Origin of the sequence: Aquicoccus sp. (assembly GCF_041686535.1) — a bacterium.
Lineage (GTDB): Bacteria > Pseudomonadota > Alphaproteobacteria > Rhodobacterales > Rhodobacteraceae > Aquicoccus.
The window spans coordinates 32,478-53,083 of sequence record NZ_JAWLDS010000017.1 but is presented as its reverse complement, the minus strand read 5'-3'; the positions used below and the strand labels follow the sequence as shown (position 1 = coordinate 53,083).

17 protein-coding genes are annotated in these 20,606 nt (G+C 65.0%); 7 read left to right on the top strand and 10 right to left on the bottom strand.

The annotated features are described in order from the left end of the window. The 3 genes from ACESL9_RS06310 to ACESL9_RS06300 form a co-directional block, all read right to left on the bottom strand. Positions 1-565 (bottom strand): phytanoyl-CoA dioxygenase family protein (locus tag ACESL9_RS06310; RefSeq protein ID WP_372674617.1); only part of this gene is annotated, 565 nt, incomplete at its 3' end. Positions 566-590: 25 nt separating this feature from the next. Beyond that, entirely contained in the window at positions 591-1,289 is a 699-nt protein-coding gene (locus tag ACESL9_RS06305) for a GntR family transcriptional regulator (RefSeq protein ID WP_372674616.1), read from the bottom strand. Continuing rightward, a complete protein-coding gene (locus tag ACESL9_RS06300) occupies positions 1,286-2,632 on the bottom strand; it encodes a formimidoylglutamate deiminase (protein ID WP_372674615.1) in 1,347 nt (448 codons plus the stop codon). The genes ACESL9_RS06305 and ACESL9_RS06300 overlap by 4 nt, the downstream gene beginning before the upstream one ends. A 75-nt stretch (positions 2,633-2,707) precedes the next feature. Here ACESL9_RS06300 and hutI point away from each other — a divergent pair, with 75 nt between their 5' ends. Genes hutI through hutG form a run of 3 tightly spaced genes read left to right on the top strand, consistent with a single transcriptional unit; the run spans position 2,708 to position 6,197 of the window. Further along, complete coding sequence (hutI, locus tag ACESL9_RS06295; RefSeq protein WP_372613174.1) at positions 2,708-3,895, top strand: imidazolonepropionase; 1,188 nt, start codon at positions 2,708-2,710, stop codon at positions 3,893-3,895. Next, positions 3,892-5,406: a histidine ammonia-lyase gene (gene hutH, locus ACESL9_RS06290; protein WP_372674614.1), complete on the top strand. Its 1,515-nt coding sequence runs from the start codon at positions 3,892-3,894 to the stop codon at positions 5,404-5,406. Before hutI ends, hutH begins: the two co-directional genes overlap by 4 nt. Beyond that, a complete protein-coding gene (gene hutG / locus ACESL9_RS06285; protein WP_372613170.1) occupies positions 5,403-6,197 on the top strand; it encodes an N-formylglutamate deformylase in 795 nt (264 codons plus the stop codon). Before hutH ends, hutG begins: the two co-directional genes overlap by 4 nt. Positions 6,198-6,408: 211 nt before the next feature. Here hutG and uvrB read toward each other — a convergent pair whose 3' ends face one another. The 4 genes from uvrB to ACESL9_RS06265 all read right to left on the bottom strand — a co-directional run bounded on the left by uvrB (position 6,409) and on the right by ACESL9_RS06265 (position 14,489). Further along, positions 6,409-8,607 (bottom strand): excinuclease ABC subunit UvrB, encoded by a 2,199-nt coding sequence (gene uvrB, locus ACESL9_RS06280; protein ID WP_372674613.1) that lies wholly within the window; start codon positions 8,605-8,607, stop codon positions 6,409-6,411. A 155-nt stretch (positions 8,608-8,762) separates the two neighbouring features. Then, positions 8,763-10,307, bottom strand: a complete 1,545-nt coding sequence (murJ, locus tag ACESL9_RS06275) for a murein biosynthesis integral membrane protein MurJ (protein WP_372613166.1) — start codon at positions 10,305-10,307, stop codon at positions 8,763-8,765. A 203-nt stretch (positions 10,308-10,510) separates the two neighbouring features. After that, a complete protein-coding gene (locus ACESL9_RS06270; RefSeq protein WP_372674612.1) occupies positions 10,511-13,345 on the bottom strand; it encodes a [protein-PII] uridylyltransferase in 2,835 nt (944 codons plus the stop codon). Further along, the gene (locus ACESL9_RS06265) at positions 13,305-14,489 is read right to left on the bottom strand and encodes a penicillin-binding protein activator (protein WP_372613162.1); all 1,185 of its coding nucleotides are present in this window, start codon (positions 14,487-14,489) and stop codon (positions 13,305-13,307) included. Before ACESL9_RS06265 ends, ACESL9_RS06270 begins: the two co-directional genes overlap by 41 nt. Before the next feature lie 85 nt (positions 14,490-14,574). Here ACESL9_RS06265 and rsmI point away from each other — a divergent pair, with 85 nt between their 5' ends. From rsmI to ACESL9_RS06245, 4 genes are all read left to right on the top strand, one after another. After that, positions 14,575-15,528, top strand: a complete 954-nt coding sequence (gene rsmI / locus ACESL9_RS06260; protein ID WP_372613160.1) for a 16S rRNA (cytidine(1402)-2'-O)-methyltransferase — start codon at positions 14,575-14,577, stop codon at positions 15,526-15,528. Further along, complete coding sequence (locus ACESL9_RS06255) at positions 15,525-15,941, top strand: YraN family protein (protein WP_372613158.1); 417 nt, start codon at positions 15,525-15,527, stop codon at positions 15,939-15,941. The genes rsmI and ACESL9_RS06255 overlap by 4 nt, the downstream gene beginning before the upstream one ends. A gap of 88 nt (positions 15,942-16,029) precedes the next feature. Next, positions 16,030-16,965: a glutathione synthase gene (gene gshB / locus ACESL9_RS06250; RefSeq protein WP_372613156.1), complete on the top strand. Its 936-nt coding sequence runs from the start codon at positions 16,030-16,032 to the stop codon at positions 16,963-16,965. Continuing rightward, a complete protein-coding gene (locus ACESL9_RS06245) occupies positions 16,962-17,861 on the top strand; it encodes an alpha/beta hydrolase (RefSeq protein ID WP_372613154.1) in 900 nt (299 codons plus the stop codon). Before gshB ends, ACESL9_RS06245 begins: the two co-directional genes overlap by 4 nt. Here the strand turns inward: ACESL9_RS06245 and ACESL9_RS06240 are convergent. The 3 genes from ACESL9_RS06240 to cobU all read right to left on the bottom strand — a co-directional run bounded on the left by ACESL9_RS06240 (position 17,839) and on the right by cobU (position 20,562). Continuing rightward, the gene (locus tag ACESL9_RS06240; protein ID WP_372613152.1) at positions 17,839-19,353 is read right to left on the bottom strand and encodes a YifB family Mg chelatase-like AAA ATPase; all 1,515 of its coding nucleotides are present in this window, start codon (positions 19,351-19,353) and stop codon (positions 17,839-17,841) included. The genes ACESL9_RS06245 and ACESL9_RS06240 overlap by 23 nt on opposite strands. Before the next feature lie 118 nt (positions 19,354-19,471). Beyond that, positions 19,472-20,044: a histidine phosphatase family protein gene (locus ACESL9_RS06235; protein ID WP_372613150.1), complete on the bottom strand. Its 573-nt coding sequence runs from the start codon at positions 20,042-20,044 to the stop codon at positions 19,472-19,474. Next, positions 20,041-20,562 carry a bifunctional adenosylcobinamide kinase/adenosylcobinamide-phosphate guanylyltransferase gene (cobU, locus tag ACESL9_RS06230; RefSeq protein ID WP_372613148.1) on the bottom strand — a complete coding sequence of 174 codons (522 nt, stop codon included), beginning with the start codon at positions 20,560-20,562 and terminating at the stop codon, positions 20,041-20,043. The genes ACESL9_RS06235 and cobU overlap by 4 nt, the downstream gene beginning before the upstream one ends. Between the last annotated feature and the right edge of the window lie 44 nt (positions 20,563-20,606).

Below are 20,606 nucleotides of genomic sequence, written 5' to 3'. Positions count from 1 at the left end.
CGGCGATCTCCATGCCTTCGGCCTCGGGGTCGGGGACGGGCATGTAATCCTCGATATTGGGAAAGTACGCCTCTTCCTTGACCCAGCGCATCGGCAGGACCGGCTTTTCCCATTTATGCGAGCCGGGCACCATCCGGAGCGTGGCCTCTGTCACCGGATCGAGCGGCGCCCAGAAGCTGACATTCTGCTGGCCTTCGACGAAATAATAGGGCCCGTCCGTGTGCCACGGGGTGGCGAGCGACGTGCCCGGTTCCTTGACCAGCACGTGATCGTGGAAAAGCTGCACCGTTTGCGAGCGCATCAGTTCCGCCGCGACCTCGGCGGCGGGGCTTTCGCGGATCACCGCCTCGAATTCGGGGATGCGCTGCCAGTTGCAGTAATCGTCGAAGAAGCGGCCGCTCTCGCCCTCTTTCTCGTTTTCCGAGGCATAGGGGCCGGGGGCGGCCATGTTCGCCTCGACACCGGCGCGGAGTTTCGCGACGTGATCGGCGAAAAGCCCGCGGATGACGGTCACGCCACGTGTCTGATAATCGTCGATCTGTTGCTGGGTCAAAAGCGGGTGCATGGGGGGCTCCTCTGTCGGGGTTGGGTCAGATCTTCATATGCAGGTGAAAGCCCGGCGCATAGGTGAGCCGGACCCATGTGATGGGATGGTCGGGGCCGAAGGTGGCACGGTCGAGCACCATCACCGGGGTTTGGGTGTCACAGCCCAGATGGGCCGCGGCGTCGCCCGCGGTGGCGGCGGAATAATCGAGCGTGCCATGCGAGAAGGGTGCGTGGCGCAAGAGCCATTCATTGGCGCTCATCACGGTGAAATCGGCGTTGGCGGCGCCGGGCATGGCGACAAGGCTGATCCAGCGGTCCTCATGCACGTAAGGCGCCCCGTCGGCGAGGTGGAGCGCCTCGACATGGCGGGTGGGCGTGTCGGGGCCGAGCCCGAGCGCGTGGCGGCGGGCGGGGGGCATCGGTGCGTCATCGGCGGCGATGAGCGCGTAACCGGGGCGCGCGCCGCGGGTTTCGATCTCCTCGGCGATGCGCGAAATGGACATCTGCGCGCGGCGGTTGGGGGTCTCGGCGACCCGCGTTCCGGCCTTCCGGCGGCGTTCGAGCAGCCCGGCCTCGGCCAGCTCGCGCAGGGCGCGGTTCACCGTGGCGCGCGCGCACCCGAGTTCGGCCGCCAGATCCTCCTCTCCGGGGATGCGCGCGCCGGGGGGCCATTCGCGGGTCTGGATGCGGCGCAGGGCCTCGTCATGGACGGCCTGCCAGCCGGTGGGGGTGGCACGGGTCATGGCGTATTCTCCAACTGGCGCAGGGTGTCGGCGTAGCGGGCGGCCATGGTCTCGCGGGCGATGTGGTGCCCATCGCGCACGACATGGCGGCCGGCCGACCAGAGATCGCGCACCCCGCCCACACCCGCGAAGATCCACGCATCGAGCATGGTATCGCCCGGGCGGTGGGCCATGTCGGGGCTGCGGTCGTCGAGCATGACGAGATCAGCCAGCATGCCCGGCGCGATCCCGCCCGCGTCGCGGCCAAGGGCACGGGCCGCGCCCTTGGTCGCGTCCTCGAAGAGCACGCGGCCGGTGGAGCGGTCATCCTCGGCCAGAACGGCGCGGGCGCGGTCGCGCAGGCGTTGGGAGTATTCGAGCTGGCGCAGTTCCTGCGCGAGCGAAATCAGAACGTTGGAATCGCTGCCGATGCCGAAGGTGCCGCCATGGGCCTGCCAGCCGGTGGCGTTGAAGATGCCGTCGCCCAGGTTGGCCTCGGTGATCGGGCAGAGCCCGGCCACGGCGCCGGTGGGGGCGAGGCGGGCGGTTTCATCGTCGGTCATCCGGGTGAGGTGGATGAGGCACCAGCGGCCGTCAAGTGGCAGGTTGTCGAGCGCCCATTCCACGGGCCGCGCGCCATAGGCGGTTCGAACCTCCTCGACCTCGGCCTGTTGTTCGGCGAGATGCATGTGCAGCGGGCCGTCGGTCATCTGTGGCACGAGCGTCAGTACGTCGCGCGGGATGGCGCGCAGCGAATGCGGCGCCATGCCAAGCCGCGCGTCGGGCAGGGGGGCGAGGGCGGTCGCGGCGTGACCCATCAGCGTGGCGAAATCATCCGTTCCGGTGCCGAAGCGGCGCTGGCCGTCGCCAAGGGCGCGCCCGTCGCAGCCGCCCTGTTGATAGAGCACGGGCAGGAGGGTGAGGCCGATGCCGGTCTCATACGCGGCTGCGGCGATGCGGGCGGACATCTCGGCGGGGTTGTCATAGGCGGTGCCATCGGGGCGGTGGTGGAGATAGTGGAACTCGGCCACCGCGGCATAGCCCGCTTCGAGCATTTCCATCTGGACCTGCGCGGCGATCGCCTCGACATGATCGGGGGTGAGCCGGTCGAGGAAGTGGAACATCAGCCTGCGCCATGTCCAGAAACTGTCGCGCCCGCCGGGGCCGCGCGCCTCGGTCAGGCCGGCCATGGCGCGTTGAAAGGCGTGGCTGTGCAGGTTGCCGGGCGCGGGCAGCAAAAGGCCCGCGCCGCCCGCAACGCCTGTTTCCACCTTGGCGATGCGGCCATCCGCGCCCAGCGTCACGGCCACGTTCTCGGCCCATCCTTGGGGCAAAAGCGCGCGGCGTGCGGTGATCGTGGTCATGGTCGGGCCTCTTGACGGGGGTATTATGTCTATACATAAAGCCATCAAGCGAGGCAAGAACGGGAATCAACAGATATGTCAGGCTGGGTGCTGAGCGATGCGCGGATTGCCACGATGGAGGGCGGATATGGCCTGATCGAGGGTGGTTCGGTGGTGATCGAGGACGGGCGGATCGCCTGGGCCGGTGCGGGGACGGTGCCGCGCGACTATGACCGCTGGGAACGGGTGAGCGCCGAGGGGCGGCTGGTCACGCCGGGGCTGATCGACTGTCACACCCATATCGTGTTCGGCGGCCACCGGGCGCGGGAGTTCGAGCTGCGCCTTGAAGGCGCGAGTTACGAGCAGATCGCGCGCGAGGGGGGCGGGATCGTCTCGACCGTGACGGCGACGCGGGCGGCGAGCGACGCCGCGCTGATCGACGGCGCGCTCGGGCGGCTCGATGCACTGATCGGAGAGGGTGTGACCACGATCGAGGTGAAGTCGGGCTATGGGCTGGATCACGAGACCGAGTTGAGGATGCTGCGCGCGGCGCGGGAATTGGGGCGGCGGCGCGCGGTCGAGGTGTGCACCTCGTTCCTCGGCGCCCATGCGGTGCCTGCGGGAGCGAAGGCGGATGCATATATCGACGGGGTCTGCATCCCGGCGCTGCGCGCGGTGCAGGCCGAGGGGCTGGTCGATGCGGTGGATGGATTCTGTGAAGGAATAGCCTTTGATACCAGTCAGATCGCGCGCGTTTTCGATGCAGCGCGTGAACTTGGCTTACCGGTGAAACTCCATGCCGAACAGCTTTCCAACATGGGCGGAACGCAGCTTGCCGCGCGTTACGGGGCGCTCTCGGCGGATCACGTCGAATATGCCACGGACGAGGACGCCGCGGCGCTGGCGAAATCCGGCACGGTGGCGGTTCTGCTGCCCGGGGCGTTCTATACCATCCGCGAGACGCAGGTGCCGCCGGTCGCGGCGTTCCGCGCCCGTCGGGTGCCGATGGCGCTGGCCACGGATTGCAATCCGGGCTCGTCGCCGCTCAGCTCGCTTCTCTTGACGCTCAACATGGGCTGCACGCTGTTTCGTCTCACCCCGGAAGAGGCGCTCCTGGGGGTGACGGCCCATGCGGCGCGGGCGCTGGGCCTGGACGACCGGGGCCGAATTGCACCCGGATTGCGCGCCGACCTGGCGATCTGGGACGTGGAGACGCCGGCGGAGCTGGCCTATCGGATCGGGTTCAACCCGCTTCATGCGCGCATCTTCGGAGGTGAGAGATGATCCTGACACCCGGTTCCGTGACGCTTGCGCAGATCGAAAAGGTCTGGCGCGAGGAGAGGCCGGTGACGCTCGATGCAAGCGCGCGGCCCGCGGTCGAGGCGGCGGCGGCGATGGTGGCCGAGGCGGCAGAGGCCGAGGCGCCGGTCTACGGCGTGAACACCGGGTTCGGCAAACTGGCCAGTCGCAAGATCGCGCCCGAGGATACCGAGACGCTGCAACGCAACCTGATCCTTTCGCATTGCTGTGGCGTGGGGGCGCCGCTCGATCCGGCGCGGGTGCGGTTGATGATGGTGCTCAAACTCATGTCGCTGGGGCGCGGGGCGTCAGGCGTGCGCTGGGACGTGATCGCATTGATCGAGGCGATGCTGGCGCGGGGCGTGATCCCGGTAGTGCCGCATCAGGGATCGGTTGGGGCCTCGGGCGACCTGGCGCCGCTCGCGCATATGGCGGCGGTGATGATCGGCGCGGGCGAGGCGATTTACGAAGGCGCGCGGATGTCGGGTGTTGCGGCGCTGGCGAGTGCGGGGCTGACGCCCATCGTGCTTGGCCCCAAGGAGGGGCTGGCGCTGATCAACGGGACGCAGTTTTCCACCGCCTGCGCGCTGACCGGCCTCTTCGGGGCGCGGCGGATGGCGGAAAATTCCATCGTGATCGCGTCGTTGTCGACGGATGCGATCATGGGGTCGACCGCGCCGTTGCTGGCGGAAATTCATGCCCTGCGCGGCCAGCCCGGACAGATCGAGGTCGCCGCGCGGATGCGCGCGCTGCTGGCGGGCAGCGAGATCCGCGAGAGCCACCGAGAGGGCGACAGCCGCGTGCAGGACCCCTATTGCATCCGTTGTCAGCCGCAGGTGGTGGGAGCGGCGTGGGACGTGCTCGATATGGCGGCGCGGATTCTCGAGATCGAGGCCAACGCGGTGACCGACAACCCGCTGGTTCTGGCGGGGGAGGGGAGGATCGTCTCGGGCGGGAACTTCCACGCCGAACCTGTGGGCATGGCCGCCGACATGATCGCGCTGGCCCTGTCGGAGATGGGCGCGATCGCGCAGCGGCGGGTGGCGCTGATGGTCGATCCGACGCTGAGCCATGATCTGCCGCCGTTCCTCACGCCTGATCCGGGGCTGAACTCGGGCTTCATGATCGCGGAGGTGACGACGGCGGCATTGATGAGCGAGAACAAGCACCTGGCCAACCCCTGCGTCACGGATTCGACGCCCACATCGGCGAACCAGGAGGATCACGTGAGCATGGCGGCCCACGGAGCCTATCGGCTGTGCCGGATGGTCGAGAACCTCGGTGTGATTCACGCTGTCGAGGCGCTCTGCGCCGCGCAGGGGATCGAGGCGCGCGCGCCTTTGGTGACATCAGAGCCATTGCAACGGATGATCGCGGTCTTGCGCAAGGAGGTGCCGCCACTGGGCGCTGATCGCTTCATGGCCGGCGAGATCGAGACGGTGGCCGAAATGGTGCGCGCGGGCGATTTCCTGCGCGCGGCGGAGGATGCACGATGATCGAGGTGACGCGTGGTGGGGGGCCGATTGTCCTGGGCCTGCCGCATACCGGCACGGAATTGCCCGGGGACATTCGCGAAGGCTTGAACGAGACTGGCCGGGCGATGGCCGACACGGATTGGCATATTGATCGACTTTACAGTGGCTTGCGTGACGATATTACGATGGTGCGTCAAGTCGAGCATCGCTATGTCATCGACGTGAACCGCCCGCCCGACGGGCAAAGCCTCTATCCGGGGCAGAACACGACCGATCTGTGCCCCTTGACCGATTTCGACGGCCGAGCGATCCATCGTGAGGGCTGCGCGCCCGACGCGGCCGAGATCGCGCGGCGTATCGAGGTGTATCACGCGCCCTATCACGCGGCTTTATCCACAGAACTGGCGCGGGTGAAGGCAAAACATGGCGTGGCGGTGCTTTACGATTGCCATTCGATCCGGTCAGTTATCCCCAGACTCTTCGATGGTTCCTTGCCGGATTTCAACATTGGCACAAATCTATCCACAACCTGCGCAGCTATTGTGGAGAAAACCGTGGAAAAGATTTGTGCCGCGGCCGGTGGCTATTCCAGCATCACCAACGGACGGTTCCGCGGTGGGTGGACAACACGCCATTATGGCGACGTGGAGGCGGGAATTCACGCGATCCAGATGGAATTGGCGCAATCCACCTATATGGAAGAGGCCGCGCCCTGGGACTGGGATGCGGCGAAAGCGACGCGCCTCAGGGAGCAATTGGCACGGATTCTCAATGGATTGAGCGAGCTTGTTGAGAAAGGTGCGCTGCGTTGACGGCTCAGAGCGTCGGGTGGCAATTGCGCCCGGCGATTGGGCGTGGTTGTGGATCAGATCGACGAGAGCGATGCGGTTTCACCTTGAAATCCGGTTGCAACACTTTGATGAAACGCCAGAATCCTTCTGTGGATGCAAAAGCGTTTGATGCGGCGGATGCCTGGGTGAGACGTTGAGATGATGGTGGTCGTGATCACGGATATCCGGCGGTTCACCGCCCCTTGCGCTTGACATTTCCCCCGCGCTGGCCGGCGCGCCCTGCCGTCGAACGCCCCCGCGTGCCCACGGCCGCGTCCGACGCCTTTTCCACGGCGAATTGCCGCGCGAGCGGGTCGTCGGCGATGGCCAGATCCACCGCCTCCAGCCGCTTGATCTCGTCGCGCAGGCGGGCGGCTTCCTCGAATTCCAGGTTTTCGGCGGCCTTGCGCATGTCGTCGCGCATGCCCTCCAACACCTTTTCGAGATTGGCGCCATGCAGCGGTTTGTCGACCTTTGCCGTGACCCGGCTCATGTCCACGTCGGCCGGGTAAAGCCCCGCCAGCACGTCGTCGACATTCTTGCGGATGGTTTCGGGAGTGATGCCGTGTTCCTCGTTATAGGCGATCTGCTTGGCGCGGCGGCGCTCGGTCTCGTCGATGGCGCGCTGCATGCTGCCGGTGATGCGGTCGGCATACATGATGACGCGGCCCTCAGCGTTGCGCGCCGCGCGCCCGACCGTCTGGATGAGCGAGGTTTCCGAGCGCAGGAAGCCTTCCTTGTCCGCGTCTAGAATGGCCACGAGGCCACATTCGGGGATGTCGAGCCCCTCTCGCAGCAGGTTGATGCCCACCAACACGTCAAAGGCCCCGAGCCTCAGGTCGCGCAGGATCTCGATCCTTTCGATCGTGTCGATGTCGGAATGCATGTAGCGGACGCGGATGCCCTGTTCGTGCAGGTATTCGGTCAGGTCCTCGGCCATGCGCTTGGTCAGCGTGGTGCAAAGGACGCGATAGCCGCTTTGAGCCACGCGCCGCACCTCGTCGAGCAGGTCATCGACCTGGGTTTCGACGGGGCGGATCTCGATCTGCGGATCGAGCAGGCCGGTGGGGCGGATGACCTGCTCGGTAAAGACCCCGCCGGCCTGTTCGAGTTCCCACTTTGCGGGGGTGGCGGATACGAAGACGGATTGCGGGCGCATCGCGTCCCATTCCTCGAACTTCAGAGGGCGGTTGTCCATGCAGGACGGCAGGCGGAAGCCGTGCTCGGCGAGGGTGAACTTGCGCCGGTAGTCGCCTTTGTACATGCCGCCGATTTGCGGCACGCTGACATGGGATTCATCGGCAAAGACGATGGCATGGTCGGGGATGAATTCGAAAAGCGTGGGCGGCGGCTCGCCCGGGGCACGGCCCGTGAGGTAGCGCGAATAGTTCTCGATCCCGTTGCAGACACCGGTGGCCTCGAGCATCTCGAGGTCGAAGTTGGTGCGCTGTTCGAGGCGCTGGGCCTCGAGGAGCTTGCCCTCGCCGACGAGTTGATCGAGGCGCTGGCGCAGCTCTCTCTTGATGCCCTGGATGGCCTGCTGCATCGTGGGTTTGGGCGTCACGTAATGCGAATTGGCATAGATCCGGATGTGATCGAAGCGATCGGTCTTCTCGCCGGTCAGGGGATCGAACTCAGTGATGGATTCAAGCTCCTCGCCAAAGAACGAGAGCCGCCAGGCGCGATCTTCGAGGTGCGCCGGGAAGATCTCGAGCGAATCGCCGCGGACCCGGAAGCTGCCGCGCTGGAACGCCTGGTCGTTGCGGCGGTATTGCTGGGCGACCAGATCTGCGATGACCGCGCGCTGGTCATAGGTGCTGCCCACCTTGAGATCCTGGGTCATCGCGCCATAGGTTTCGACGCTGCCGATGCCATAGATGCAGGAAACCGAGGCCACGATGATAACATCGTCCCGTTCGAGAAGGGCGCGGGTGGCCGAGTGGCGCATCCGGTCGATCTGTTCGTTGATCTGGGATTCCTTCTCGATATAGGTGTCGCTGCGCGGGACATAGGCTTCGGGCTGGTAATAGTCGTAATAGGAGACGAAATACTCGACCGCGTTATCGGGAAAGAAGCCCTTGAACTCGCCGTAAAGCTGGGCCGCCAATGTCTTGTTCGGGGCCAGGATGATCGCCGGGCGCTGGGTCGCCTCGATGACCTTGGCCATGGTGAAGGTCTTGCCGGTGCCGGTTGCGCCCAGCAGAACCTGGTTCTGTTCGCTGTCGAGAATGCCCTGTGACAGTTCCGCAATCGCCGTGGGCTGATCGCCTGCAGGCTCGAACGTCGACTGCATGACAAAGGGCTTGCCGCCTTCGAGTTTCTCGCGGACCTCCCGGTCGGGGGCCGGGGCGTGCATCATCGGTTGGGACGAGTCGGAATGGGCATAAGGCATGGTCGGCTCCGGACGGGCTCAATCAACAGAGTTGATCACTTTTTGTTCCTGTTCAAGGGGCAAAACCGGGAAAGCCATGTGATCTTTCTCCTGAAACTTTCTTGGGGAAAATACTCATTGGCGCCACCTCGATGCAATCCATGGGGGCGCGGGAATCAGCCCCTGCGGCGCAGGGCCTCACGATAGTCGCGCAGCGAGAATGCGCCGATCAACTGGCCGAGGCCGAAATAGCTGATGATGCCTGCGCCGATCAGGATGAGGAGCGCAAGATAGCGCCAGCCCGGCGCAACGATCATCGGGCCCAGTAGCAGGTTCATGCCCCATAGAACCGCGCCCATGAGCCCCGCGGCGAGACACATGCGCCAGATCCGGCGGCGGAACCTGTCATCGAAGCGCGCCACATCGCCCATCGGGCGTGCGCCACGTGCCAGGAGCCAGACCATTGCCCAACCGGCGAGCGTGGTGGCAAGCGCGGCGGCGATCCAGCCGATATAGGGGTGCAGCCCGATCGCCACCGCCGCGTTGATCACCATCGCCCAGACCGCGAAGCGAAAGGGGGTGCGGGTGTCCTCGCGCGCAAAATAGAGCGGTTGCAGGACCTTCTGCAGAACGAAGGCCGGCAGGCCGAGGCCATAGACGGCCACCGCAAGGGCAATGGCGGCACTGTCATCGCTGGTTTGTGCACCACGCTCGAACAGCACCGACACAAGCGGCATGGGGATCACGACCAGCGCCACCGCAGAGGGAATGGTGAGCGCCAGCGAGATCTCGCCGGCGCGGGAAAAGGCGTGGCGTGCGCCGTCACTGTCCTCGTTGCGCAGACGCCGGGAGAGGTCCGGCAACAAGACGATACCCACGGCAATTCCCACGACGCCGAGCGGAAGCTGATAGAGACGGTCGGCGGCGAAGAGCCAACTGACGGCGGCGTCATAGCGCGAGGCGACCTGCTGTCCGACGAGCAGGTTGATCTGCATGACGCCCGAACTGAGCGCCGCGGGGATGGCCACGGCGACGAGATGTTTCATGTCGGGGGTCCAGCGGGGCCGACCGGGGCGGATGCGCACGCCCGCGCGTGACGCGGCGGTCCAGACCAGTGCAAGCTGGGCGATCCCGGCAAAGGGAATGGTCCAGACCAGCCAGAGGATCACGGTCTGTCCGAGCAGGGCGGCCGCCCCCATGGCGCAGATCACGAAGATATTGAGCAGGACCGGCGCCGCGGCTGCGATGGCAAAGCGCCCGGTGGCATTGAGCACGCCCGAAAAGAGCGCCGAGAGTGACATGAAGAGGATGTAAGGAAAGACGATCCGCCCGAATCCCACGGTCATGTCAAAGCGCTCATCCCCGGCGAAACCTTCGGCCGTGGCCCAGACGAGCGCGGGCATGAAGATCATCGCAAGCGCCGTCAGGGAAAGCACGATGAAGGCCAGGCCGCTGAGGGCCTCGCTGGCAAATGCGCTTGGGGCTTCGTCCGCTTCGTAGCGTTTGGCAAACATCGGGACGAAGGCGGCGTTGAAGGCGCCTTCCGCGAAAAAGCGCCGGAACATGTTGGGCAGCCGAAAGGCGGCAACGAAGGCATCCATCACCGGTCCGGGCCCGACCAGGGCCAGCAGCATGACCTCGCGCAGGAAGCCGAGAATCCGCGAGGCAAGAGTCCAGAACCCCACGGTGAGAAAGCCGGAGACAAGGCGGATGGGTTTCATGATCTGCTCTGGCCCTTCTTTGGGGCGTTCTAACCTGCCCGGCGCTGGTTGGGAATGTAGCATGGGGAAAACGGGTGAAAAAAGACCCGTCCGGCGCGGTCAGGGCGCGGCCATCCCGGCGATGAGGGATTAAGAAGCGACCGCGCAAGCGCCGTCCTTGATGACGCAAACGCGGTGGTTCGACGGTAGCGAAGTCCAGCCTTTCAGGGCTGGCGCGCACGTTCCACGCCGGTCTGGATGGCGGCGCGCAGCCTTTTCTCGAGCGCCTTCTGCTTGGTTTCGGAGTGCAGTTTCAGCCCGAACATGTCCTTGACATAGAAGCTGTCCACGACCTGTTCGCCATAGGTCGCGATCACCGCGGAGGCGATATAGATGTTGGCATTGGCCATGGTCCGGGTCAGGTCGAACAGCAGGCCGGGGCGGTCGCGGGTGTCGACCTCGATGATGGTGTAGATCTCGGAGCCATCATTGTCGAAGGTGATCGAGGTTGGCACGCGGAACGCCTTTTCGCGGGTCTTGAACTTGTCGCGATCGGCCATCGCATCGGCAGCGATGATCTCGCCCTTGAGGGTCTTGTGGATCATCCCTTCAAGCCGCTTGAGCTTGCTGGCCTCGAAGGGGTGGCCGGCGGAATCCTGGATCCAGAAGGCGGCCGTGGCATAGCCATCCTTGGTGGTGAATGTCCGGGCATCGACGATATTCGCGCCGACGAGCGCCAGCGCGCCGCACATCCGGCTGAAAATTCCGGGATGGTCGGCCATGGCGAAACAGGCGCGGGTGGCGTCGCGATCTTCGTCCGGGTGAAGGTCGATCCGGATCTCGTCATCCTGGATGTCCTTGAGCAACCGGGCAAAGACGACATGGGCGGTGACATGTAGGCCCTGCCAGTAGGGGTCGTAGTGGCGGTTGGTCTCGCGCTTGAGGTCGTTGGCGTCCCAGTCCGGGAGCGCCGCGCGCAGGTTCTTTTTCGCTTCGGTTCCGCGCACTTCGCGCGAGAGCGCCTCGATCCCCTCTTCGAGGGCAAGCCGGGTCTGACGGTAGAGCGCGCGCAGGAGCACCGCCTTCCAGTTGTTCCAGGTCTTTGGCCCGACGCCGCGGATGTCGCAGACGGTCAGCAACAGCAGGAGATCAAGCCGGGCCACGCTGCCGACGGCCTTGGCGAAATCGCGCACGGTGCGCGGATCGGCGATGTCGCGTTTCTGGGCCATGTCCGACATCAGCAGGTGATAGCGGACCAGCCATTCAACCGTGTCGACCTCCTTGGGTTTCAGTCCCAGCCGTGCGGCCACGCGGCGCGCGATCTGGGCACCGAGGATCGAGTGATCGACATCGCGCCCCTTGCCGATGTCGTGGCACAGCATTGCCACCATGAGGACCTTGCGGTTGAGCCTCTTGCGCTTGAGAATGTCCGCGGAGACAGGGAGTTCCTCGTCAAGCTCTCCCTGTTCGATGGCGTTGAAATTCGAGATGACCTGGATCGTGTGCTCGTCGACCGTGTAGGCGTGATACATGTTGAATTGCATCATCGCCACGATCGGTTCGAATTCGGGAATGAAGGCGGCGAGAACGCCGAGTTCGTTCATCCGGCGCAGGGCACGTTCGGGGTTGCCATGCTTGAGCAGAAGATCGAGGAAAATGCGGTTCGCCTCGCGATCCGCGCGCATCGCATCGTCGATCATGTCGAGATTGGCTGTGACAAGACGCATCGCGTCAGGGTGGATGAGCATCCCGGTGCGCAGCGCCTCCTCGAACAGTCGCAGGAGGTTCAGCGGATCGGACAGGAAGGCTTTCTCATCCTCGATGGCCAGCCGCCCATGCACTTGCAGATACCCGGGCTTGAGCTTGCGGCGACGCTTGAACAGCCGTTCCAGCAGGGGTTCGGCCTTGGCATGGGCGGCTTCGAGCTTCGTCAGGAAGATGCGCGTGAGATCGCCCACGCGGGTGGCCTGTCGGTAGTAATCCTGCATGAAATGTTCGACGGCCCGGCGCCCGCCCTTGTCGACATAGCCCATCCGGTCCGCCACCTGGACCTGGAGATCGAAGGTCAGTTGATCGTTCGGGCGCCCGGTGATCAGGTGCATGTGGCAGCGCACCGCCCAGAGGAAGGTCTCGGCGGTGTCGAAGGTGCGAAACTCGTCCTCGGAAAAGACCTTGAGGCGCACAAGGTCGCGCGCATTGCGTACATCGTGGATGTATTTGGCGATCCAGAACAGCGATTGCAGGTCGCGCAGGCCGCCCTTGCCTTCTTTCACATTGGGTTCGACGACATAGCGCTGGCCTTGCTTGGCATGACGGGTTTCGCGCTCGGCCAGTTTCGCCTCGATGAAATCACGCTCGGTGCCGTTGAAAAGCTCCTTGCGGAGGCGTTGGCTGAGCCGTGCGGCGAGCGCGGCATCGCCGGTGATGTAGCGGTGCTCGAGCAGGGCGGTGCGGATGGTGTAATCGTCGCGCCCGAGGTTCAGGCAGTCCTTTACCGTGCGGCTGGCGTGGCCAACCTTGAGTCGCATGTCCCAGAGAATGTAGAGCATGGACTCGATGACGCTCTCGGCCCATGGGGTGATCTTGCGAGGTGTCAGAAACAGCAGGTCGATATCCGATTGCGGCGCCATTTCGCCACGACCGTATCCGCCGACGGCCAGAAGCGACAGGCGTTCGCTCCCGGTCGGATCGGGCGGTGGATGGATGTGGCTCAGGACGAGGTCGAAAACACTGGTGACGACGCAATCCGTCAGCCAGCTATAGGCGCGTATGGCGGGACGGGCGGCGAAGGGCTCGGCGCGCAGACCCGCCTCGATGGCCGCGAATCCACCCTTGCGCGCGTCGGAGAGAATGCTGACCGCGGCGCTTCGCAATTCGGTCTCGTCGCGGGCCTCTTTCGCGGCAATGTCGAGCATGCGCGATATGTCCGCCCGGTCGAAGATCGCGGTCGCCGGGCAGATCAGGTCATCGGGGATGTCGGCGTGCGCCGGTTCGACGGTGCCGAGCGGAGCGGACGGGTCAGAGCCCGGCGCCGCCGAAGGCTCTTGGGGCAGGGTCAATCACATCCACCTGTTTGTCACGGATCCGGGCCACGGCGAGGCCCCTTTCATTGGTGCCATCGGAGCGAAGCCGGAAGATCCCCGTCGCCCCCTGGAATCCCGCGCCCTGGGTCAGGGCACTGGCAGAGAGCGCATCGGAGCGCCCCGATTCCACCAGCGCACCGATCGCGGCGATGCCATCATAGGCCAGCCCCGCAATGGGATGCGGTGTACTGTCATTGGCGTCGGAATAGCGCTCCGCGAAACGCTTGGTCCGGTCGGGATCGGGCAGCGCGAACCAGCCACCCTGAACACCGGGCATTTCTAGGGTTTGCGGTGGGATGTCCCAGCGGGTCAGGCCGGCGAACTGGATTTCATCGGGCCCGAGGCCGGCCTCGGGCAGCATCTGGGCGAAGAGGGGCAGCGCACCGGCCGTGTCGGAGGTGAAGAAGATCGAGTCGGCCTCACCGGAGCGCGCGGTGTCCTTGATGCGCGGAATGGCGTCGATAACGCCGTCCTGGCTGAAGGTATACTCGACGGAACCGGCAAGTGTGGCACCATGCTCAGAGATCGCGTTCTGGATGGCGCGACTGCCCAGTTCGCCGGACAGGTTATCGGAATGGACCAGGAGGATCCGGGATTTGTCTTGACGCCCGGCGAACTCCACCAGGCGGTCGGCAGTGTTGTCGAAGGTGGGGCCAAGCACGAACACATTGCCACCGGCAATCGTGGTGTTGTTCGAGAAGGCAAGAACATTCACGCCCTTGTCGGCAACGGCATTGCCGACCGCGTTGGCGGATTCTGCATAGACCGGGCCGAGGATGATCTTGGCGCCTTCGTCCACGGCCCGCTCGGCCGCCTCTTGTGCCTGTTCTGCATTTCCGGCCGTTGCGTAGACCCTGAGATCAACCTCCACCCCGTCGAGGTCGGCCGCGGCGAGCCGTGCTGCATTCTCGAGGCTTTGGGCAAGCTTCTCGTCGCCTGACTGGTCCGATCCACTTGGAACGAGCAAGGCGACAGGGACCGGCTTCGAGGTGTTGATCGACGAGTCGCCGATTGCTGGTCCGGAAAGGTTGGCCGGGTCGCAGCCTGCAAGCCAGACCATCGACAGAAGGGCAATGAGCGGCGCTACGCTCTTGCGGATCGGATTCAAAACAGCAACCATGGGCAGAGAAACACTCCCTGTTTGGCCGCCCGCTAGGGCGACGGTAAATGTGGGAATATAATAAGCGTCATATCCATGGGGTCCAGTGGTGAATCCGAAATCCGCCGATCTCGACGGAGGTCTCTACCTCGTCTCGGTGCCGATCGGCACAGCGCGGGACATCACGCTCAGGGCGCTCGACATACTGGCCGACGTGGATGTGATCGCGGCCGAGGACACGCGTTCAATGCGGCGGCTGCTGGACATCCACGGGGTGGTTCTGGGAGATCGTCCGCTGATCGCATACCACGACCACAATGGGCCGAAGGTGCGTCCGAAGCTGCTGCAATGGCTGCGGGAAGGCAGATCGGTGGCCTATGCATCGGAGGCGGGAACGCCGATGGTCGCCGACCCGGGGTTCGATCTGGTGCGGGCCGCGCGGGAGGATGGCACGCCGGTCACGGCGGCACCCGGCCCGGTGGCGGCCATCGTTGCGCTGACGCTTTCGGGGCTGCCGACCGACCGGTTTCTGTTCGCGGGGTTCCTGCCGAGCCACAAGGGACGGCGAAAATCCGCCCTGCAAGGCCTAACCAGGATAGAGGCGACACTGATTCTCTACGAATCGCCCAAACGCTGCGCGGCGTCGCTGGCCGACATGGCGTCGGTTCTTGGCGGGGACCGTCCTGCGGCGCTCTGCCGTGAGTTGACGAAGAAGTTCGAAGAAGTGCGCCGTGGTACGCTGACCGAGCTGGCCGCCGAGATGGCAGAACGCCCGGTGAAGGGCGAGGTTGTCCTCGTGGTGGCGGGTGCCGATGGGGATTCATCGAATCTTAGCTCGGATGATGTCGACTCGAGATTGAAAGAGGTGATTCCGCGGATGTCGTTGCGCGATGGCGTGGACCTCGTGGCGGCGGAAAGCGGAATGAAACGGCGGCAGGTGTATCAACGGGCGCTCGATCTGATCGGTCGTGATGTGCAGGAGGATCAGGGCGGTGACGGCGATTCCGGCGCGGTGAATGGGGCTGACGCCGAGGGTGAACAGGGTGGCGATGCGCAATGACGGTTCAAGACAAGGACACGACGCTTGATGACGCGATCGCGGAGCCCGCACGCCGAAGCCGCGGGCGGCGCGCACATATCGCGGGGGCCCTGGCGGAGGAACAGGTGATGCGGCATTACGAGGCGCGCGGGTTGCGGGTGGCCCATCGGCGTTGGCGCGGTTCCCGGGGCGAGATCGACCTCGTTTTGCGCGATGGCGATGTGGTGGTCTTTGTCGAGGTCAAATCCGCACCGACCCATGCGCGCGCCATCGAAAGCCTTCGCCCGGCACAGGCCGGTCGGATCAGAAGCGCGGCGCAAGAGTTCCTTGGCGGTGAGCCGCGCGGCGAGTTGACCGAGATGCGTCTCGACGTGGCGTTGGTTGACGGGCGCGGGGTGGTCGAAGTCCTGGAGAACGCGCTTGCCGATTTCTGAGGGTTGAAGGGTTTGGTGAGGATTGCGCTGGTCGCGGGCTTGGGTCATGTATGGGCCGACCTCGAGCATCTGACCAAGGGAGCGGCGCATGAAGATCGCAATCCAGATGGACCCGATCGGGCCGATCGATATCGACGCGGACAGCACGTTCCGGATCGCCGAGGAGGCGCAGGCGCGGGGGCACGAACTCTTCTATTACACACCTGATCACCTGTCCTACCAGGAGGGCCGGGTCACGGCGAAGGGTTGGCCCCTCGAGGTTCAGAGGGTCAAGGGCGATCATTTCAAGCTTGGAGAGCGGGTGGTGGTCGATCTGGGCGATTTCGATGTGATCTGGCTGCGCCAGGATCCGCCGTTCGACATGTTCTACATCACGACCACGCATCTGCTCCAGCGCCTTGCGCCCAAGACACTGGTGGTGAATGATCCGTTCTGGGTGCGCAACTACCCTGAGAAACTGCTGGTTCTCGACTTTCCCGATCTCACGCCGCCGACCACCATCGCCCGCGATCTCGACACGATCCGCGCGTTCAAGGACAGGCACGGCGATATCATTCTCAAGCCGCTATACGGCAATGGTGGGGCGGGTGTCTTTCGCCTCACCGAGAGCGACCGGAACCTGTCGAGCCTGCACGAGATGTTCACCGGGTTCTCGCGCGAGCCTTTGATTGCGCAGAAATTTCTGCCCGACGTATCGAACGGGGACAAGCGGGTGATCCTGGTCGATGGTGAGCCGATCGGCGCGATCAACCGGGTGCCAGCCGAAGGCGAGACGCGGTCCAACATGCATGTGGGTGGGCGGCCCGAGAAGATCGAACTGAGCGCGCGCGACCGCGAGATCTGTGACCGGATTGGCCCGCTCTTGCGCGAGAAGGGACAGGTTTTCGTGGGGATCGACGTGATCGGCGATTATCTGACCGAGATCAATCTCACGTCGCCCACAGGGCTTCAGGAGCTCGAGCGGTTCGACGGGATCAACGTGGCGGAACGGATCTGGCAGGCGATCGAGGCGCGCCGGATGTGAGTGTTGTGCGGCATGTTCTGAACCGGGGGCTGCGGCTTTTCGAGAAGCGGCAGCTTGCCAAAGTGCAGTCGCATGAGAGGCTGCGGCGATCATTCGAGCGCAAGGCGCGGCTGTTCTTTCTCGCGCCCTGGGGCAGCCGGGTACAGGCCGATCACCTGAACGGGGTGCCTGTCGAATGGGTGTCGGGTCCGGGCGTCGCGCGGGACACGGGGCCTGTCTTGCTCTATTTTCATGGGGGCGGCTATGTTTTCGGCTCGCCGCGCACGCATCGGGCGATGCTGGCGCGGTTGTCGGGGCTGAGCGGTCTGCCAGCCTGTCTGCCGCAATACCGGCTTGCGCCCGAGCACCCCTTTCCGGCGGCGGTGGAAGATGCGCTGAGCGCCTACCGAGCCGTTGCAGAGCATCCGGGCGGCGTGATCCTGGGGGGCGACAGTGCCGGGGGCGGTTTGGCGCTGGCGCTACTTGGAGAGATATTGCGCACGGGCGAGCACGTGCCGAAGGGACTGTTCGCGTTTTCGCCGTTCACGGACCTGACCTACTCGGGTGAGAGCATCGAGGAGAACGCGCAGGCCGATGTCATGTTGCCGACCAACAGGACGGACGAGATGGTGGAGATGTACCTGCCGGACGGTGGAGCGGAAGACCCGCGCGCCTCGCCGCTGTTCGCGGATTTCGCGGGTGCGCCACCGGTCTGGCTGACTGTTGGTGATACCGAGATCCTGCGCGATGATACGTTGCGCCTGGCCGATCGGATGCGGGGTCAGGGCGCGGCGGTCGAGGTCAACCTGGAGCATGATCTGCCGCATGTCTGGCCGATCTTTCAGCCCTATCTGCCCGAGGCCATGGCGACCCTGCGGGGCTTGTCGGGCTGGCTCAGGTCTCTTTCAGGGCGGTGATGCGATAGCTGACCGCTTCCGCGACATGCGGGCGACGGACCGCGTCCGAGCCGTCGAGATCGGCAATCGTGCGCGCGACGCGCAGCACCCGGTGATAGCCGCGCGCCGAGAGGCCGAAGCGTTCGGCCACCCGGGTCAGGAGTGCGCGCCCCTCGGCGTCGGGCGTGGCGATCTCCTCGAGCAGGCCGCCCTCGATATCCGAATTGAGCCGTGGGCCGGGGTGATCGGCAAAGCGTTCGCCCTGGCGGTTGCGGGCTGTGGCGACACGGCTGGCAACGGTGCGTGAATCGTCGCCCGAGGAAGGCAGGTCGAGATCGGCAAAGGCGACGGGCGGCACCTCGATGCGCAGGTCGAATCGGTCCATGAGGGGGCCGGAGATGCGGCCGAGGTAATCCTCGCCGCATTGCGGCACCCGCGCGCAGGCGCGCGCCGGATCAGGGAGGTAGCCGCATTTACAGGGGTTCGCCGCGGCAATGAGCATGAACTTGCAGGGATATTTCACATGCGCGTTGGCCCGGGCGATCATCACCTCGCCGGTTTCGATCGGCTGGCGCAGGGTTTCGAGGACGGTGCGGGCGAATTCGGGGAATTCGTCCATGAAAAGCACGCCGTTATGGGCGAGGCTGATTTCGCCGGGTTTCGCTTGGCGCCCGCCGCCCACGATGGCGGCCATGGACGCGGTGTGATGGGGTTCACGGAACGGCCGGCTGCGTGAAATGCCGCCCTCGTCGAGCAGCCCGGCGAGCGAATGGATCATCGAGGTGTCCAGCGCCTCGCCGGGATCGAGCGGCGGCAGGATAGTGGGGATGCGGGCGGCCAGCATGGATTTGCCCGAGCCGGGCGTGCCGACCATGATCAGGTGATGGCGCCCCGCGGCGGCGATCTCGAGCGCGCGCTTGGCGCGTTCCTGCCCCTTCACGTCGCGCAGGTCGCGGGCGTGCGGCGCCTGCTGGACCTCACCGGGTTCGGCCGGTGTGAGCGGCGTCTGGCCGTTAAGGTGGCGCACCATGTCGGAAAGCCGCGCGGCGGCGATCACCTGGGTCGCGCCGACCCATGCGGCCTCCGCGCCCGAGGCGGCGGGGCAGAGCAGGATGCGGTCGGCTTCGGCGGCGGCCATGGCGGCGGGCAGCGCGCCGACGACGGGGATGAGCGAACCGTCAAGGGAGAGTTCCCCGAGCGAGGTGGTTGTTTCGACTGCGTCGGGGGGAATGATTTCAAGTGCGGCCAGAAGGGCAAGCGCGATGGGCAGGTCGAAATGGCTGCCCTCCTTGGGGAGGTCGGCGGGCGAGAGATTGATGGTGATGCGCTTGGACGGCAGGGCGATGGCCATGGAATTGAGCGCGGTGCGCACGCGGTCGCGTGCTTCGCTCACCGCCTTGTCGGGCAGGCCGACGATGGAGAAGGCGGGCATGCCCGGGGTGACGGCGCATTGCACCTCGACATTGCGCGCCTCGACCCCTTCGAAGGCAACCGTGTAGGCGCGAGCGACCATTCAGACCCCGAAGCTTGGTTAAACTTGGTTAACCCGTAGCGCGCGGAGGGTTTACGAATGGTTAATGTTCAGGGTGTTACCGGACGTCACGTCGTGTCGCGCGATGCAAAAAGGCGGGTCAGGGGAGGTGGTTGATCCGTTTCGCGTGCCAATCGGTTTCTCCGCGATGCAGTTCGGTCACCGAAAGATTGTCGATCTTGAATGAAAACGTTTCGTAAGTGGTAAGGCCGAGCGCCTTTTGCAGTTGGGTCAGGATCACACCGAAATGGGCGACCGCGATGATGTCACTTTCAGGGTATTGGCTGAAGATGCGGTTAACCGCCCGATCGACGCGGGCGGAGAGAGCGTTCCAGCTCTCGCCACCGGGGGGTGCGAGGTCGCCGGGCGTTTCCCAGAAGGCGCGGGCGTGGGCCTGGTCCTCGATCTCGTGATGGCGCTTGAGTTCCCATGCGCCGAAATGCATCTCGCGCAGGTCGGGATCATGGGGCAGGCGCAGGCGGTCGCGGGCGATGGCGTCGGCGGTGCCCGTGGCGCGGACAAGGTCCGACGAGATGACGGGTGCGTCGCGCGGCAGGAAATCGGCGAGCCGGTCTAGGCGGTTGCGATCCGTTAGATCGGCGGGCAGGTCGGACCAGCCGACCATGGCTTTCGCATGGGTCGGCCCGTGTCGCACCCAGAAGATGCGGCTCATGCCACCGGCCCCTTGAGCGTGAGAGGCAACCCGGCGGTGACAAGGATCACCCGCGATGCGCGTGCGGCGATGGATTGATTGAGGCGACCCTGTGCATTGGCGAATTGTCGCGCCAGCGCATTTTCCGGCACCCCGGCAAGGCCGACCTCGTTCGACACCACAACCAGATCGGAGGAACAGTCGGCGAAAGCGGCGAGAAGCGCATGGGTTTCGGCCTCGATATCACTTTCGGCGAGCAGGTGATTGGAGAGCCACAGGGTCGCGCAATCGAGCAGAACGCATTGGCCTGGCGCGATCTCGCGCAGGTTTTGTGCCAAGGCAAGCGGTTCCTCGATGGTGTGCCAGCCCGGGCCGCGGGCCTTGCGATGGCGCTCGATCTTTTGCGTCATCTCGTCATCGAAGGGCTGGGCGGTGGCGAGATAGATCATCGGTTTGCCCGATTGCCGCACCAGCCCCTCGGCGAATGCCGATTTGCCGCTGGCAATGCCGCCGAGAACCAAGGTGAGTTGCGCAGCCATGGACGTCTCCTTAGAGAGGTTGGAGTTAGCAGAGCACGAAGGCG